20 protein-coding genes and 1 pseudogene are annotated in these 15,979 nt (G+C 30.3%); 13 read left to right on the forward strand and 8 right to left on the reverse strand.

Going from position 1 to position 15,979, the window contains the following annotated elements; genetic code table 11:
* Positions 1-79 precede the first annotated feature (79 nt).
* Positions 80-379 carry a hypothetical protein gene (locus DOK76_RS04160; RefSeq protein ID WP_117974272.1) on the reverse strand — a complete coding sequence of 100 codons (300 nt, stop codon included), beginning with the start codon at positions 377-379 and terminating at the stop codon, positions 80-82.
* A gap of 84 nt (positions 380-463) precedes the next feature.
* Here DOK76_RS04160 and DOK76_RS13110 point away from each other — a divergent pair, with 84 nt between their 5' ends.
* The gene (locus DOK76_RS13110) at positions 464-1,324 is read left to right on the forward strand and encodes a J domain-containing protein (RefSeq protein ID WP_242542198.1); all 861 of its coding nucleotides are present in this window, start codon (positions 464-466) and stop codon (positions 1,322-1,324) included.
* 179 nt (positions 1,325-1,503) lie between these two features.
* Here the strand turns inward: DOK76_RS13110 and DOK76_RS13335 are convergent, their stop codons facing one another.
* Positions 1,504-1,590 carry a type I toxin-antitoxin system Fst family toxin gene (locus DOK76_RS13335; RefSeq protein ID WP_117974276.1) on the reverse strand — a complete coding sequence of 29 codons (87 nt, stop codon included), beginning with the start codon at positions 1,588-1,590 and terminating at the stop codon, positions 1,504-1,506.
* Between the two features lie 663 nt (positions 1,591-2,253).
* Between DOK76_RS13335 and DOK76_RS04175 the strand changes: the two genes are divergently transcribed.
* Together DOK76_RS04175 and DOK76_RS04180 are read left to right on the forward strand one after the other, a co-directional pair.
* The gene (locus DOK76_RS04175; protein WP_117974255.1) at positions 2,254-3,015 is read left to right on the forward strand and encodes a replication initiation protein; all 762 of its coding nucleotides are present in this window, start codon (positions 2,254-2,256) and stop codon (positions 3,013-3,015) included.
* Entirely contained in the window at positions 3,005-3,562 is a 558-nt protein-coding gene (locus tag DOK76_RS04180) for a hypothetical protein (RefSeq protein WP_206965205.1), read from the forward strand. Before DOK76_RS04175 ends, DOK76_RS04180 begins: the two co-directional genes overlap by 11 nt.
* Before the next feature lie 531 nt (positions 3,563-4,093).
* Here DOK76_RS04180 and DOK76_RS04185 read toward each other — a convergent pair.
* Positions 4,094-4,792 (reverse strand): IS6 family transposase, encoded by a 699-nt coding sequence (locus tag DOK76_RS04185; protein WP_206965207.1) that lies wholly within the window; start codon positions 4,790-4,792, stop codon positions 4,094-4,096.
* Between the two features lie 63 nt (positions 4,793-4,855).
* Between DOK76_RS04185 and DOK76_RS04190 the strand changes: the two genes are divergently transcribed.
* From DOK76_RS04190 to DOK76_RS04200, 3 genes are all read left to right on the forward strand, one after another.
* Entirely contained in the window at positions 4,856-5,071 is a 216-nt protein-coding gene (locus DOK76_RS04190; protein WP_206965210.1) for a hypothetical protein, read from the forward strand.
* Positions 5,072-5,626: 555 nt separating this feature from the next.
* Positions 5,627-6,547 carry a replication initiation protein gene (locus tag DOK76_RS04195; protein WP_206965211.1) on the forward strand — a complete coding sequence of 307 codons (921 nt, stop codon included), beginning with the start codon at positions 5,627-5,629 and terminating at the stop codon, positions 6,545-6,547.
* Positions 6,548-6,988: 441 nt separating this feature from the next.
* Positions 6,989-7,270, forward strand: coding sequence for a hypothetical protein (locus DOK76_RS04200; protein WP_126810227.1), 282 nt, complete (start codon positions 6,989-6,991; stop codon positions 7,268-7,270).
* 402 nt (positions 7,271-7,672) lie between these two features.
* Here the strand turns inward: DOK76_RS04200 and DOK76_RS04205 are convergent, their stop codons facing one another.
* Positions 7,673-7,876 carry a hypothetical protein gene (locus DOK76_RS04205; RefSeq protein ID WP_206965212.1) on the reverse strand — a complete coding sequence of 68 codons (204 nt, stop codon included), beginning with the start codon at positions 7,874-7,876 and terminating at the stop codon, positions 7,673-7,675.
* A gap of 186 nt (positions 7,877-8,062) precedes the next feature.
* Between DOK76_RS04205 and DOK76_RS04210 the strand changes: the two genes are divergently transcribed.
* On the forward strand, positions 8,063-8,512 hold the full coding sequence (locus DOK76_RS04210) for a DUF5626 family protein (RefSeq protein ID WP_206965213.1): 450 nt from the start codon (positions 8,063-8,065) through the stop codon (positions 8,510-8,512).
* Between the two features lie 3 nt (positions 8,513-8,515).
* On the opposite strand, the gene DOK76_RS04215 is transcribed toward DOK76_RS04210, so the two are convergent.
* Together DOK76_RS04215 and DOK76_RS04220 are read right to left on the reverse strand one after the other, a co-directional pair.
* On the reverse strand, positions 8,516-9,040 hold the full coding sequence (locus tag DOK76_RS04215; RefSeq protein ID WP_206965214.1) for a helix-turn-helix domain-containing protein: 525 nt from the start codon (positions 9,038-9,040) through the stop codon (positions 8,516-8,518).
* Positions 9,041-9,048: 8 nt separating this feature from the next.
* Positions 9,049-9,267 (reverse strand): helix-turn-helix domain-containing protein, encoded by a 219-nt coding sequence (locus tag DOK76_RS04220; RefSeq protein ID WP_206965215.1) that lies wholly within the window; start codon positions 9,265-9,267, stop codon positions 9,049-9,051.
* Between the two features lie 265 nt (positions 9,268-9,532).
* On the opposite strand from DOK76_RS04220, the gene DOK76_RS04225 reads away from it, so the two are divergent.
* From DOK76_RS04225 to DOK76_RS13415, 6 genes and pseudogenes are all read left to right on the forward strand, one after another.
* The gene (locus DOK76_RS04225) at positions 9,533-10,192 is read left to right on the forward strand and encodes a hypothetical protein (RefSeq protein ID WP_206965216.1); all 660 of its coding nucleotides are present in this window, start codon (positions 9,533-9,535) and stop codon (positions 10,190-10,192) included.
* The gene (locus DOK76_RS04230; protein ID WP_206965217.1) at positions 10,182-10,406 is read left to right on the forward strand and encodes a hypothetical protein; all 225 of its coding nucleotides are present in this window, start codon (positions 10,182-10,184) and stop codon (positions 10,404-10,406) included. The genes DOK76_RS04225 and DOK76_RS04230 overlap by 11 nt, the downstream gene beginning before the upstream one ends.
* 407 nt (positions 10,407-10,813) lie before the next feature.
* Positions 10,814-11,497 carry a DUF4839 domain-containing protein gene (locus DOK76_RS04235; protein ID WP_206965218.1) on the forward strand — a complete coding sequence of 228 codons (684 nt, stop codon included), beginning with the start codon at positions 10,814-10,816 and terminating at the stop codon, positions 11,495-11,497.
* A 623-nt stretch (positions 11,498-12,120) separates the two neighbouring features.
* Complete coding sequence (locus tag DOK76_RS04240; RefSeq protein WP_206965220.1) at positions 12,121-12,555, forward strand: MerR family transcriptional regulator; 435 nt, start codon at positions 12,121-12,123, stop codon at positions 12,553-12,555.
* Positions 12,556-13,109: 554 nt separating this feature from the next.
* Entirely contained in the window at positions 13,110-14,036 is a 927-nt protein-coding gene (locus tag DOK76_RS04245) for a replication initiation protein (protein WP_126796624.1), read from the forward strand.
* 598 nt (positions 14,037-14,634) lie between these two features.
* A pseudogene (locus DOK76_RS13415) lies at positions 14,635-14,826 on the forward strand (hypothetical protein); the annotation flags it as partial.
* A gap of 408 nt (positions 14,827-15,234) precedes the next feature.
* Here the strand turns inward: DOK76_RS13415 and DOK76_RS04255 are convergent.
* Both DOK76_RS04255 and DOK76_RS04260 read right to left on the reverse strand, forming a co-directional pair.
* A complete protein-coding gene (locus DOK76_RS04255) occupies positions 15,235-15,705 on the reverse strand; it encodes a hypothetical protein (RefSeq protein WP_206965222.1) in 471 nt (156 codons plus the stop codon).
* A 33-nt stretch (positions 15,706-15,738) separates the two neighbouring features.
* Positions 15,739-15,979 (reverse strand): hypothetical protein (locus tag DOK76_RS04260; protein WP_206965224.1); only part of this gene is annotated, 241 nt, incomplete at its 5' end.

Consider the following 15,979-nt stretch of genomic DNA (forward strand, 5'->3'; position numbering starts at 1 on the left):
TATAACGTGATTTATGTTAACCCTATAAAATAATTAAAGCCCTCAGAATCAATCTGAGGGCTTTAATTATTTTATGATTTTATATTGTAAACCATTCTTTAGTTTTTTTATCTTTTAAAATTAATATCGCTGGAATTACTTGAAGAATAGATAAAATAGCCATTCCAAAATCCCCTCTAAAAACAGCTGCCACACCAGATAATATAAATATTACACTAAAAGCAATTAAATAATAATATCCAAATTTTATTCTCTTAATAGTTAAAATAGCTGCTGGTAAACTTAATATAAGATATGCTCTACCTGTTAATAAACAAATAAAACCTATTATTATTAACGCATACGATCCCTTTAAAAATATATCATTTTCTTTTAACATAAACATTCTCCCTTTTACTTAGATAGTATAATCTTATAATATATTAAGTAATATGACTATTTTTTTTGAAAGGACTTATACAATATGTTTATGATACTTATTATTGCTTTACTTTTATATTATTACTTTAAATCAAATGTTATTGCTGAATCTAATAACAACGAAAAAAATAACTTAGTTGTAAACAATTCAAAAAGTGAAGATCCATTGATATATCCAAGTAATCTAACTTTGAGTTTCCAATCAGAAACTCTTATCATTAATACTAGCTCTGCTGAAAACTCAAAGTGGTTTTTTTTCCCTATACCAGGAAATTTCATATCTTCAAATGATAATTATCAGCTTTCTTTTGACATTAAAGAGAGAGAATGCGTAATTGACGACAACACAGTTGTTTTAAAAAAATATATATCAAATATATCTATTAATAATATTGAATTAAAAAAAATAAACATAACTAACACGTCTAGTTCTGTTACAGCTATTAATTCTATGTTAGACATAATTAATCCTACCAATGATTATCTAGATGAGAATCAAAATTTTGTTCTAGATGTTTTGATTAACTTATCTGCTACAATAATTTATTTCAATCAACCTGAAAATTATATTTCACACGTTACATTGACCAACTATTTAAATTATAATAAACCAAAATATTATTCAACAACTAATTTTATTTATAACGGTATTGCAAATGTCGAAAAAAAAATTATTGATATCTTATTTAATTCAGAGAGTTCTAACCATAATTCTAAATCTAATAACCTAGATATTTATTATCAAATACTTGGGTTTAACTCTTCTAACGGAGTAACTGAATCCGATATAAAAAACGCGTATAAAAAACTATCTATCAAATATCATCCTGATAATAAAGAAACAGGAGATAGTGAACAGTTTAAATTAATTACTAATGCGTATAATTTTCTAAAAAAATATTGATTGAGCAAGTTTTTATTACCCCAATACCTAAAAAAGTTCCAAGATAAACAATTTTGATTGAAAAATAAAGACATGATATAATAAACATGCAAAGAAGTTATCATAGTAGCACAAAGCCCCTTAAGAAGTCGGATTCTTAAGGGGCTTATTTTGTGGGCTAATGTCGCCTTAAAATGGTTTTACTTCTTGTTTCGACTATTTAGCCAATAATCGAATAGAGCTACAAGTAGCCCAGCAAGAAGGGAGCAAAGAAAGTTCGTTATCACAGTAACACCTCCTTCCAGTCGCTAGACTGTCGGATAGGCGACAATTTATTATATCAAAGCAAATTAAAAAGTCTTCTCTAATTTATTTTTTCTTCTAGGGTTGTTAGGGCTTGCCCTGACCGTCTGAAAGACGCTTTATTAGTTTATATAAGGGTTTTATACTAAACGAGCTTAAACACCTCTTTTTTGCGTTTTAAAGCTATCCAAAGAATCACTTTAAAGAATGTTTTGTTGTTTAAGCAAAGGAGCGTAAGCGACTGCTGCAAGTAAAATGTGAGAGTGGTTTTCTCTCACTCCTTTTTTGTCTTTTCTTTTGAACTTTATGTTTATCAAAAACTGATCTCTATATCTATTGTCATATCTATTAAGCAATAGAATACGCGTGTGCGTTAAGATAATCTATTAATATAAACTGTTAAGATATACTGTTAAGATATACTGTTAAGATATACTGTTAGGGTTGCTGTATCCGTTGGTGCTATTGGGATTGGAGTAGTATAAGGGTATCACTTTTGGACAGTAAGGGTATCACTTTTGGACAGTAAGGGTATCACTTTTGGACAGTAAGGGTATCACTTTTGGACTTTCGAGGTATCAATATTGTTGTTGCGATACCTATATTCAAGTGATATTATTAGGTATCAGATTGAACGGAGTGATACCTTGAGTAATGATGTAGTACGATACAATAACGGTTTTAATACTGTTCCTTTACGTCAATTTACACCTATTGAAATGGATATCTTTTGGTCTATTTGTTCCAAGATGAAAAGAAAAGGGACTAAAGAAATTACCTTTGAATTTGAAACTTTTAAAGAGCTTGCTAATTATAACCGTAGGGAAAAAGAGGGCTTCTATAAAGCTTTAAAGACTCTCTCAGATAAACTAGGTTCTCTAACATATAAATTTGAAGATGAAGACGAATTTGAGCAATTATGGTTATTTCAGCGATTTTATATTAGTAAAAAGAATGAATCTGTTACTATTCAAGCTAGCGAACGCTTTGAATTTATTTTGAATTCAATCGGTAATGACTTCACTAGATTTGAACTTGAAAATATAACTCATTTATCTAGTGGTTATACTAAGGAACTATACAGACAGTTAATGTCACATAGAGATAAGAAAACTCGGAAAGGTGCTTGGTATGTTAAAGTCGAAGATTTTAGATCTGTAATGCAAGTTCCACAGAGTTTTAGAATGACTAACATTGATAAAAGGATTTTTGATGTTGCCAACAAAGAATTTACAACTCCAAATGAATATGGCGAAGTTATATTTTCAAAATTTAGAGTAGAAAAAGTAAAAGCTCGAAAAGGAAATAAGATTTCTTCTTTCCGAATCTATTTTCAAGAACCTGATATTTTGACAGTTCCTATGACTAATTGGTTAGAAGATAGTGAGGAATCTTTATATGCAAAATAAAGTATTAACTCTCAAACAACTAGCAGATAAATTAGAGGTTAGTAAGTCTTATATAGATAAAACAATTCGCACACTTGGTATGCATACTGAATTAAAAAAAGATGGTAATAGATATGTTGTTAATCCAAGTCAACAAAGGGAAATAGAACGTTTTTTAAACGATAAAAAATCACATACTGAAACGCACACTCAATCAAACACTAGTATGCATACTAGTGAGAATTCAGAAGTTAAATTTCTTCGCTCACAGTTAATTGAACGTAATAAAGAAATTGAGAGTTTACACAAAATATTAGATCAGCAACAACAATTACAATTAAAAACTCAAAATTTATTGGAAGAACAAAAACTAATTATCTCTGCTGATAAAGAACCTGAAAATGAAACAAATAAATTTAAAGAATCAATAGAAATTCAACAACAATTAGATCAATTAAAAAGCGAACTAGAACAAAAAAACTTAGAGAACGAAGAATTAAAAATGAACTTTGAAGAACTAAATCAACCACCTAAAAAAAGCTTTTGGCAACGATTATTTAATCAATAATTATCATTTTTTATACGCCCAGCAACAAAAAGAAAATGACAAAATAGAAGAAGAAAAATTAAGACAAGACTTACTTAAAGAACTACAAAATGGCTTCAAATAAATAAAAAAAGGAATGTAACATTTGATGTATCATTCCTTTTTTCTATGTATCATTCGATACATCATTTACTCTTTTTAAGCTTTTTTATACATCATTCAATACATCAGTTACCCTTTTTAAGCTTTTTTTATACATCATTTATTACATCATTCGCTCTTTTTTCAGAAACGTTTTTAGGTCTTAGAAACACTGTAGGCACAGCCTACAGACGACTTGTGACTCTGAACCTGCTTGCAGGTTCTCTTATGCTCTTGCAACTTTCTTTAAAATCTAGTGCGCCCTGCGTCCTCTTTTGACTCTTTTTGCTGATATAATTCAATGACATAGGAGGTTTCTACCATGACAAAAAAAGCGTTAGATCTAGAAAATACGGTTCTGTTGCAAAGTTTGAAAAAACGACAGGCTTATCCTAAGTCTCATTGATGGAGTCATGCAACTTGGAATAATGTTTCAAGTTCATCCCACGGGGAAAAGTCGAAGAGATTAATTTCTCTTCGACTTTCTTTGTGTAAGGCTGAAACGACTTCAATCCCTTTAATCGTAACAGTTGCTGTACGAGTCGATTGGAAGCTATTACCATAAGGCAGCTTCCCTTTCACCTGTCGGTGATCTTGTTCCAAAATATTATTGAGATACTTGGACTTCCAGTGATTGACCTTTTTATCCAAGATACCGTCTTCTTTCAACTCTTTAATGGCTTTTAAAGAAGGGGCATATTTATCTGTCACGATGGAACGTGGGTGTCCATAATCACGGAGTAACCGTTTGATAAAAGCTTTGGTAGAGACGGTATCTCGATGGTTTCGTAGCCACATATCCAGGGTGTCCCCATTGGAATCAATCGCACGATACAGGTAACGGTCTTTTCCCTTCACTTTGACATAGGTCTCATCAATTCGCCAGGATTTAGATAAGGTTCTGCGTTTATTGCGTTTTTTCCATAAATGATAAAGCACTTTTCCGTATTGCTGACACCAACGATAGATGGTAGTGTGGTCTACCCTGATGCTAAATTTTCTCATGATTTTAGCACAATCACGGTAACTTAAGGAAAAATGATAATATAAGCCAACGGCTTCAATAATGATTCGATAATCATATTGCTTTCCTTTGAAATGCTTTTTCATAAACGTACCTCCATTATCTAGTCTAGAAGTCAATTATAGCGTAAAATAGGCACTAGAAAAACTTTGCAACACAACCATTTTAAGGAAGATTATGTTATTAAACTTGAAGAAATGAATGTTTTTCTAAAAAAAGAAATTGAAGATAAAAATAATCAAATAGAATCACTTCAGACTATCTTAAACCAGCAACAACAATTACTACTTTACGAGCAACAAAAGAATACAAAATTACTAGAAGAGAATATAGAAAATAAAAGATGGTGGCAGTGGTGGAAATAAAATAGTTTTTTATTCTTATCATTTGCTATTGATTTTAATTCTAGGGTTGTTAGGGTTTACCCTGACCGTCTGAAAGACGTTTTACTTATCTAACTAATAGTTTTATCTAAATGAGCTTAAACAGCTCTTTTTTTGCGTTTTAAAGCTATTGAATTATTTCTTTAGAGAAATGTTTTAGGTTTTAGCGAAGGAACGTTAGTGACTGCTGCAAGTTAAATGTGAGTGTGGTTTTCTCTCACTCCTTTTTTATATCCTTTAATCTTACGCATAGATCATTTTTTATAAAAAGAAGTGGCTTTTTAGGTGGGAAAAATAGAGGACCTCTTTTATAATCTCTTTTAAACCTCTTTTAAACCTCTTTTAGACACTAGTTGAGCCTTAGAGCCACAAGGGATACAAGATGTTTAAGGGGTGGTTTTGTCTGTTTATGGGGGTGGTTTTGTCTGTTTATGGGGGTGGTTTTGTCTGTTTATGGGGGTGGTTTTGTCTGTTTGGGGGTATTGACTTAGGAGTGCCACTCCTTTATAGTTTATTTATTAGATTAGGAGGCTTACTATGGCAAATGAATTAGTTAAATATCATACTGAATTAAATACAATTCCTTTAAGAAAATTTTCTCCAGTAGAAATGAATCTCTTTTTTTCAATAGTTTCACGTATGCGTGATAAAGGAGAGCAGACAGTTCGTTTTTCCTTTGATCAGTTAAAAGACTTAAGTGATTATAAAGCGACTGCTAACAGCCGTTTTATCGATGATATTTACAGTACTTATGAAAAAATTCTTTCGTTACGATTTGGTAATAGAAGTGCCAACGGACTAAACAGAAGTATGTTTGTTATGTTTACTCAATTTGAGATTGTTGGCGATACTGATGAACCGTATGTTGATATAAAATTATTTGAAAAAGCCATACCTTTGTTAAATGGACTTGATGAATGGGTTCGATACTCTCTTAAACAGTTTAATGAATTACAAAGCAGTTATTCAAAAACTATGTTTCGATTATTAAAACAATTTAGAACTACAGGTTATGCTTATTTTTCTAAAGAAGATTTCAGTGAGCTACTAGATATACCTAAAAGTTATCGTGAAAGTGATATTAATAAAAATATTTTCAAACCAATTAAAGAAGAATTAACTCCACTTTTTAGAGGTCTTACTATTAAGAAAAAGTATGGACAAGGTAGAGGAAAACCAGTTATCGGTTATCAATTTTCTTTTAAAGCTGAAGCAAAAAATGCTGATGATTTTTCTAAAGGTAAACAAGAAGACTTACGCAAAAAAATGTTTAACATTGAACACAACGGAGAACTTTCTCAAGAAGAAAAATGGGTCGCCAAAGACAAAGTTTTAGGGTTAAAAATTGGAACTCATGAAGCAGATTTTTACGCCCAGCAACAAAAAGAAAATGACAAAATAGAAGAAGAAAAACTAAGACAAGATTTGCTTAAAGAACTACAAAATGGGTTTAAATAAGTCTAAAATAAGTGACTGCTTTTGGGCAGTTATTTAGATTTTTTAGGCGGTTAATAGGCAGTTAATTGGGATTTTTATGCAATTTTTAGGCAGTTAATAGGCAGTTAATTAGAAATTTAAGGCTGTTTTAGGGTAGTTTATGTGCTTTTTTTCAGAATGGTTTTTAGGTCTTAGAAACACTGTAGGCACAGCCTACAGACGACTTGTGACTTAGAGATTGTGGACAATCTCTCTTATGCTCTTACGAATTAGTTTGTAATCATCTAGTTTTACTACTCTTAGCTTTTATCTTTTACATGAGCGTAGCGAATTTTAACCAACACGCTTGACGAAAAAAGAGAGAAATTCATGTCTGATCTTCTCTCTTTTTTAGCACGATATGAACCAAATTTATTTGGTGCGTATAAGTGCGCCCTCATAAAAAAATCGGGAGGAATTTCCATGACAGATAAGCAAGTGGAATCAAAAATTTATCAGATAGAATTACTCAATGAATTTTCTATGTCTGTTTATAATCGACTGCTACGACACGTCCATAAAAACAAGATTGATTTAACTCATCAAGAAAATTTTATCGCTCTGCTCTTTCGTCAGTTAGAAGAAATGCTAAGTCTTAACTTATTCAAAAAAGAATTAGAAGAGTTAGAAGAAATAAAACACTATTGGGTAAACATGAACTCTCTCACAAAAGAAATATGCGCTTCTGACGTTCAACCAGATTAAACTAATGGTATTCGTCATTAAGCGTCTTTCAGACGGTTAGGACAAGCCCTAACAACCCAAAAACAATCGAGAGAATCGACAAGCAAATACCAGGAGAAACGTTCTTCACTTTGAAGATCTTTCTCCTGGTATTTTTACTCGGTTTTAGGTGAAACCTAACAAGCTCCCTTTTGGGTCGTGTGCGCACACACCCGATGCTTGCCTTATTCCATTTAATAACATTTTCCACCCAAACACTTTTCAAAATTTCACTATCTCACGAAAAAAAGAAGCCCTATAAATCAGGCTTCTTTTTTAATTTTAAGGTAGACCTTTTCAGATTCACAATGTTGTCGTCTGAAACCGTTGGTAAGTCTACAGCTCGGTATAACATCCGATTATGTCTACCCAACAGTTAAATAACTATTCTTGTTCTTCTAAAGCTTTTGTTCCTTTAATCTCTAAGTTAATAGGATTACTTCCTGGAGAACCTGCCATAGCACTAGAATTTATACCACTATTCGCTATTTTTTTTCCCCATCGTTTTTCTAAATCTACACCTTGTGCTCGCAACTTATCATTCTTAATACGAAGCTTTTCTGATTTCAAAAGTTTTTTCTCTGACATAAAGAATTCCTCCATTGCTTTTAATTCATTATACCACCTATTTTTAACTTGGTATAATGCCACTTTATGTTAACCTTAAACCAAAAATGCACTCAATGAGTGCTTAATGTAAACGACTGATTGCTCCCTAAATTTATAAAAATTCTGTATATTTTAATTATCACGTTTACTTAGGAGGAAGTTTTTATGAAAAAAGTAGCAATCAGTTTTATTATTTTAGGTAGTAGTCTTATTTTAGGAACTAATCTTGCTTCAGCAAATACTGAGGAAGTTATTTATGACCTAGATAATCATAACTTGGTTGAATCTTTCGAATTGGAGGAAGATGGCGAAATAATAGATGTCACTATAGTTGATGACTCTCTTATCTCACGAATGGCTGACAAAACCTATACTGTTTCCAAAAATAAAAAGAATTCTTGGTCGATTTCTTACAAAGTTTCTGTTAAAAGTAATAAAATCACTTCTGCTCATAGTGGGAGCTTCAAAGCTTCACAAGGTAACTTTTCAAACACTTCCGTTACTAGACATTCCAATTCTTCAGCAAGTGCTAAAGGAACATGGAAACATCGAGCTTACGCTTCAAATCTGACTGTCAAAGCAACTGTTAGAAACAATAAATTAGTGGTTGAATAATTCTTATTGGACATTTACAGTTGTCCCTATGTCTAAACTACTTGTAATACCAAGCTGTAAAATATAAATGTTATAAATAATAATCAAAACAGATAAAAAGATAATCAACTTATAGAATTGGTTATCTTTTTTATTTCGCCATAAAACTAATGGGATAGCGATTAAACCAAATGGAGCTATTGCTATCGAAAATACGGTGAATAGTAGTAATATCCAACTTTCATCACTATCTGAGGAAAGTAATTGGTTTAATTTTCTTTGCTTATTCTCTATTTCTTGAATATTTTTATTCATCTGCTTTGTTTTTTTATTAATTTCTTGTTGCAACACTTTTGTTTCAGTTAATAACTCATCTATGGATATTTCATAATATTTGCTTAATTCAACTAAATTATCAATATCAGGATAGGCTTTATCTGTTTCCCATCTAGATATAGATTGACGAGAAATATTTAAAAAATCGGCCACATCAGCTTGAGAAAAGCCTTTTTCAACTCTTACTTGTTTTAAACGTTGTCCTAAACTCATCATACTCCCTACTTTCTTATCACTGAATATCTTAGATTAGCTAATATATCCTCCATAGACACCTCTAAAAACTCTGACAATTCATACAAGTGTTCCAAAGATGGAAAAGCTAAATCATTTTCCCATCTTGAAATAGATTGTCTTCTGATCCCTAAATGATTAGCCATATCTTTTTGTGATTTACCCTTTATTATACGTTGGTTTTTAATATATGTCCCAAAATACATGATCAGCACTCCCTCTAGTTATTTTCTTATTTAAAATATACCTAGATTTGAGTCATTATGTAAGCAATCATTAGTTTACATCTTAGCAATTAAAACGAGCATATCAGAATTGCTCATAAAAAAAAGATAGCATAAAGCACCTCGTTTAAACGTTGATATGAAGTAAATGCTCGCTCTGATTGACACCATGTAAACTAATGATTGCTTACTAAATAATATAAAACATGAGATATTTAATTTATCAAAAAAGAAAGAGGTTTTGTTTATGAAAAAAAATATCTTTATGTTGTTAATTGTTTTAACACTAATAATTATAGGTGGGAATAAAGTTAATGCTGAAACACTAATCATCGATAAGATGCCCAACGACAGTACTACTGAGGGGTTATTTTATTTGGGGGATGGCGTATATGGAGAATATGTCAGCTATAACGAAATGATTACTAATATTTCAGAAAGAGACAATACTACATTAAAAGAAGTAAGGAATATGGTTCCTAATATTGATTTAAATATCTCTAAGTCTTTGAAAGCAAGAGCTGGTGGACCTTCGAGTTCAGGATACATTCATTTATACAAAGACTTACCTGTTAAAGGTGGATGGACACCTAAGTTAGACATTTATGTTCATTTTACATATGCTAATAAGAAAGGTAGAGAATTTACTAAAATAGTAGATTTGAATTTAATACGGTCTTCTCAAAATAAAACTAAGCAATTTAGTGGAAAGTTACAAGCTAAATTATTAGATTCAAAAAACTTATATTGGGTTATTAATGGAGATTTTCATGATAATGGAACTACATCGGTTACTTTTGGAGGATCTGTTGGTATTGGAAAATATGCAACAGCAAACTTTTCTACTACAAAGACTAAAAATCACTTCGCTTATATATATAGAAAAGGAGTATTTTATGAAAAATAACAGATCAAAAATTTTAGGAATTATCTTTATTATATTTTCAATTATAATTCTTTTAACGATGAATAATTTTATTACTCCTATATCTACAACAGAAGGTGAATTCGATTACGGTGAATTCTATATCAAAATATTAATAAATGCTTTACGCTATTTTCTTATAGCAATCATTTTTAGCATATTAGGAATCAAAATGTTATTAAAAAAAGATAATTAACTAGTTATAACGTGATTTATGTTANNCAACATCATTTGAATGATTCACACCATCTGTAGTTACAAATGTACTAACAACTGGTTCAAAAATTCTTTTTCTTGCCATTATTTTTCTCTCCTTAGTGCGTATGCGAATAGTTGATAAAACATTTATTTATAAGGTTTTTGAAATGTATGATACTATCATAATTTCAAATTAAATTTACGTCAATTCAAATTTTTATTTTATAATGTTAAATACTCAATATCCAATTTCAGAGAACCTTACATTATGGAAGCTCTAAAGTTTTTGAAAAATTTTCATATTAAGTTTATCCAATTATCTATAAATAAAAAATAAAGTATCTGTTAAGCCTATTATATGTTATATATAGCTTAGATAATTATTATATTTTTGGAGGAATTATGATGAAACAATTTTTTAATAAATTAAAAAAGGAAACTGAAGAAGAGCGAATTCAGCGTGAGAAAGAAGAACAATTATTAAAAGAAAAACAAGCAAGAACTCAAAAAATAAGTTTAATAATTTTAGGCTCATTTCTAGTTATTGGTTTCCCTGCTTTATATTTTTTAGATAAAAATGATACATCTTCTAAAAAAACACCTACAGAAACTGTAGAAAATACGACTACAAGTTCATATAAATTAACCACTAAAGAAACTTCTGTTACGCAAAGTACCATTGAATCATCTATTGTTTTTGAAGAATCTATATTAACTAAAGAAAACAACACAGAATTGGCTCATATCCTTAATGATTCGAGCGATATAGATTCTTATAAAAAATTTGTAGAAAAATATAAAGGTCAAAAAATTGAATTTGATGGAAATATAGCAAACATGCAAAAATATGGAAATAATAAAACTAGATATAATTTTTTAGTTTATGGTGGTGATTATAGCGAAACTTCTACTACTGGTGTTGGTTTTCATATCCAAAACAAGAATGTTACCTATGATTTGCATTTAACTGGTGATAATATTCCTGATACCATTGGTGAAGGACAAAATATCAGTATAATAGCTGAAATTATTGGATATGCGGATAATGATTTAATAATTATAGATCCCGTTGAAACTAGAATTAGATAGTAAAAATACTCAGTATAACGTGATTTATGTTAACTGAACTAATAAAGTACCAGATCCCTTAGTTGGATCATAGATATTTTGATAGAAAATACAAATCATGATATAATAATTCTACAAATAAGATATGCATTGAATAACCAAAAAGAGCCAGTCGGGGGCAACCGAACTGGCTCTTTTCTTTTTTCATTGCTTGTTTGACCACTTCAAACAAATAACGTGAGGCTAGCTGTCTTTCTTGTCCTTAGAATCTAGCCATTTACTAATGCTATGGGCAATAACATTAATCACGATTCCAAGTAAGACGTCAAATAAGATATGCAACTGAATAACCTCCCTTCTTGCTGAAGATTTCAGCCAAAAGGAAGACAGCAGACATATTATATCAAATTTCTTAACTGATTATTCATAAAAAGAAATGGTTATGGTCTAAATAAATTCATATTTTCAGACTAATATATAAGCATACCAACAAAACAACCCTAACAAACTTTTTCATTTTATTTACTCCTCCAAAGTAGATAAAACAACTCCTTTTTTCCCTTAGTAATTTGCTAAGGGCTTTTTTTTTGTTAATTTCATTGTTATTATTGTTATTATCAATGAAATTAAGGAGAAACTCTTATATGATAAGCGTTACAGAGATTGCTGAAAAGTTACAAATTTCAAAAATGATGGTTTATCGTTTCATTAATAACAATGAAATTAAACATTCTGCTAAAGATGGACGGACGTTTTTGTATGATATGACTGCGTTTCAGACGATTAAAGAAGGTTTGAAAGACAAGTCAGTAATTTCATCTGATAATAACATTGAAATTACTGAAAATAAGAACGAAGAAGAATACCTTCAAATCAATGATAATGATGTTATTATTGAAATTATGAAGTCTGAAATTGAAATTAAGAACAAACAAATTGATGAATTAACTGAAATGAATAAAGCGTTAAATGTAACGCTCCAGCAACAACAACAATTACTACTTTACGAGCAACAAAAAAACACAAAACTCCTAGAAGAAAATATAGAAAATAAAAAATGGTGGCAGTGGTGGAAATAATATAGCTTTTTATTCTTATCATTTGCTACTGATTTTAAATCTAGGGTTGTTAGGGTTTACCCTGACCGTCTGTAAGACGTTTTATTTATCAAACTAAGAGTTTTAACTAAATGAGCTTAAATAGCTCTTTTTTGCGTTTTAAGGCTATTGAATAGTTTCCTTAAAGAAATGTTTTAGGTTTTAGCGAAGGAGCGTATAGCGACTGCTGCAAGTTTAATGTGAGAGAGTTTTTCTCTCACTCCTTTTTTATATCTTTTAATCTTACGCATAGATCAATTTAACAAAAAAAGTGATTTTTAGGTGGGAAAAATAGAGTACCTTTTTTATAACTTCTTTTATAACCTCTTTTAAACCTCTTTTAGACACTAGTTGAGCCTTACTCTCCCAAGGGTTTGCAAATGTTTTAAACTACATTTTGTCTGTTTATCAACTACATTTTGTCTGTTTATCAACTACATTTTGTCTGTTTATCAACTACATTTTGTCTGTTTATTGACTACTGATTAAAACTACAGTATTATTAATTGGTAGTTTTAATCAGTAGGAGGGATATTATGTCCAACGAAATAATTAAGTATCACACCGAATTAAATACAATACCATTAAGAAAGTTTACTCCTGTAGAAATGAATCTGTTTTTTTCTATTGTTTCTCGAATGCGTGATAAAGGTACTCAAAAAATTCAATTTACTTTTGATCAGCTAAAAGATTTAAGTAATTACAAAGCAACTGCTAATGTGAGATTTATTGATGATTTGGAAACTACTTATGATAAATTAATGGACTTAAGATTTGGTCGTCGTAGTGCTGATGGATTAGAACGAGAGAGATTTGTTATGTTTAATGAGTTTCAAATTAAAGGTAAAGCTGATGTACCTTATGCAGAAATTCAAATTCACGAAAAAGCATTACCTTTGCTTAATAATTTAGATGAATGGGTTAGATATTCTCTTCAACAATTTACTGAATTACAAAGCAGTTATTCAAAAACAATGTTTAGATTATTAAAGCAATTTAGAACTACAGGTTATGCATATTTTTCTAAAGAAGATTTTTTTGAATTATTAGATATTCCTAAAAGTTATTGGAATAAGCCTGCTAATATAGATTCTCGTATTTTAAAACCTATTAAAGAAGAACTGACTCCCTTATTTAGAGGACTAACAATTAAAAAGAAACATGGAAAAGGAAGAGGTAAACCGGTCATAGGTTATCAATTTTCTTTTAAAGCTGAAGCAAAAAATGCTGATGATTTTTCTAAAGGAGAACGAGAAAATTTACGAATCAAAATGTTTAACATTGAACACAACGGAGAACTTTCTCAGGAAGAAAAATGGGTCGCAAAAGATAAAGTTTTAGGGTTAAAAATCGGAACTCATGAAGCAGATTATTACAGCCAGCAACAAAAAGAATCAGACAAAATAGAAGAAGAAAAATTAAGAAAAGATTTGCTTAAAGAACTACAAAATGGCTTTAAATAAAGAAAAAAAGGAATGTAACATTTGATGTATCATTCCTTTTTTCTATGTATCATTTAATACATCATTCACTTAAATCTATGTGTTTTCTACTTAATTCTATACATCATTTGATACATCATTCGCTATTTTTATACATCATTTAATACATCATTTGCCACTTTTTTGAGAAAGGTTTTTAGGGGTTAGAAACACTGTAGGCACAGCCTACAGACGACTTGTGACTTAGAAAGTGGGCCCACTTTCTCTTATGCTCTTACGAATTAGTTTGTACTTATCTAGTTTTACTACTCTTAGCTTTTATCTTTTACATGAGCGTAGCGAATTTTAACCAACACGCTTGACGAAAAAAGAGAGAAGATTAGACATGAACTTCTCTCTTTTTTAGCACGATAGACACCAAAAAATTTTGGTGGGTATAAGTGCGCCCTTAGCGATTATCGAATCAAATTTATTTGGTGCGTATAAGTGCGCCCTCATAAAAAAATCGGGAGGAATTTCCATGACAGATAAACAAGTGGAATCAAAAATTTATCAGATAGAATTACTCAATGAATTTTCTATGTCTGTTTATAATCGACTGCTATGACACGTCCATAAAAACAAAATTGATTTAACTCATCAAGCTCATCAAGAAAACTTTATCGTGTTGCTTTTTCATCAGTTAGAAGAAACTCTAAGTCTTAACTTATTCAAAAAAGAATTAAAAGAGCTAGAAGAAATAAAACACTACTGGATAACCATGAACTCCCTCAAAAAAGAAATATGCGCTTCTGACGTTCAAACAGATTAAATTAAAAGTGTTCTTCATTAAGCGTCTTTCAGACGGTTAGGACAAGCCCTAACAACCCAAAAATAATCGAGAGAATCGACAAACAAAGACCAGGAGAAACGTTCTTCACTTTGAAGATCTTTCTCCTGGTCTTTTTAGTTGGTCTTAGGTAACACCTAACAAGCTCATTTTAGGGAGTGGCATGCCAAAACCGTTGCTTGCCTTTTTCAATTCAATAACATTTCCCCCTCAAATTCATTTTCAAATTTCACTATCTCGATAAAAAAAGAAGCCCTAGAAATAAGGCTTCTTTTTTTAATTTGAGGTAGACCAGTTGAGATTCACAAGGTTGGTGTCTGTATCGACTGGTAACACTACAGCTTGGTATAACATCTGATTATGTCTACCTAACAGTTAAATAACTAATTATTAGCGAATACTATCAACATACTCATCAAAAGTTTCCTGTTCGACAGAAAAAGTATTGTTGCAAGATTGGCAAGTCACGTTGTACATATACTTTTTTTCAATTCTCTTTTTTACATTTAAAATTCCCCAAATACATAATACAATTGCTATTAAAAATATTAATAAATTCATAACTGAATCTATTGGTGTAATTTTTATAAAATGAGATATTCCTTGACTATCATTAAAAGGATGAATCAATTCTTCCTTTTCAACAGGTATAAATTGATTTATAAATAGTTCATAGAAAAAATTTGTCCCTCTATTATAAGCTTGTTCAGATATACTTTTAACAAACGATATTATTAATCCGATTCCTAATATTAAAGGGATAAAAGAAGGTTTTTTCACATTAACTTTAACTCCATTACTACCACAATTTTTACAAATAATGATATTTTGACCTTTATTCTCCGATAGTTCATTCTCCAAAAAAATCAACCTTTCATAAAAAAATTAAGTTCTTTAATCTTGTAAATCTGAATAACTTATTACCTTATCACGTACCCTTTTATCAGTGTTTTCAAATACTTTTTTTAATTTTTTTCTTATTTCTATAATTTTATCAAAATCATAGTCACTATAACTTGGGGCTTGTCGGCCTTTTAGTAAATTACCTTGAGCCATTTGAACTTTAAAAACAGGATTTGGATTTTCTAACTCGTAACCATATGAAACTTTAAACTCAACATCATTTGAATGATTC

The organism is Candidatus Vagococcus giribetii (genome assembly GCF_017316185.1).
Classification (GTDB): Bacteria; Bacillota; Bacilli; order Lactobacillales; family Vagococcaceae; genus Vagococcus; species Vagococcus giribetii.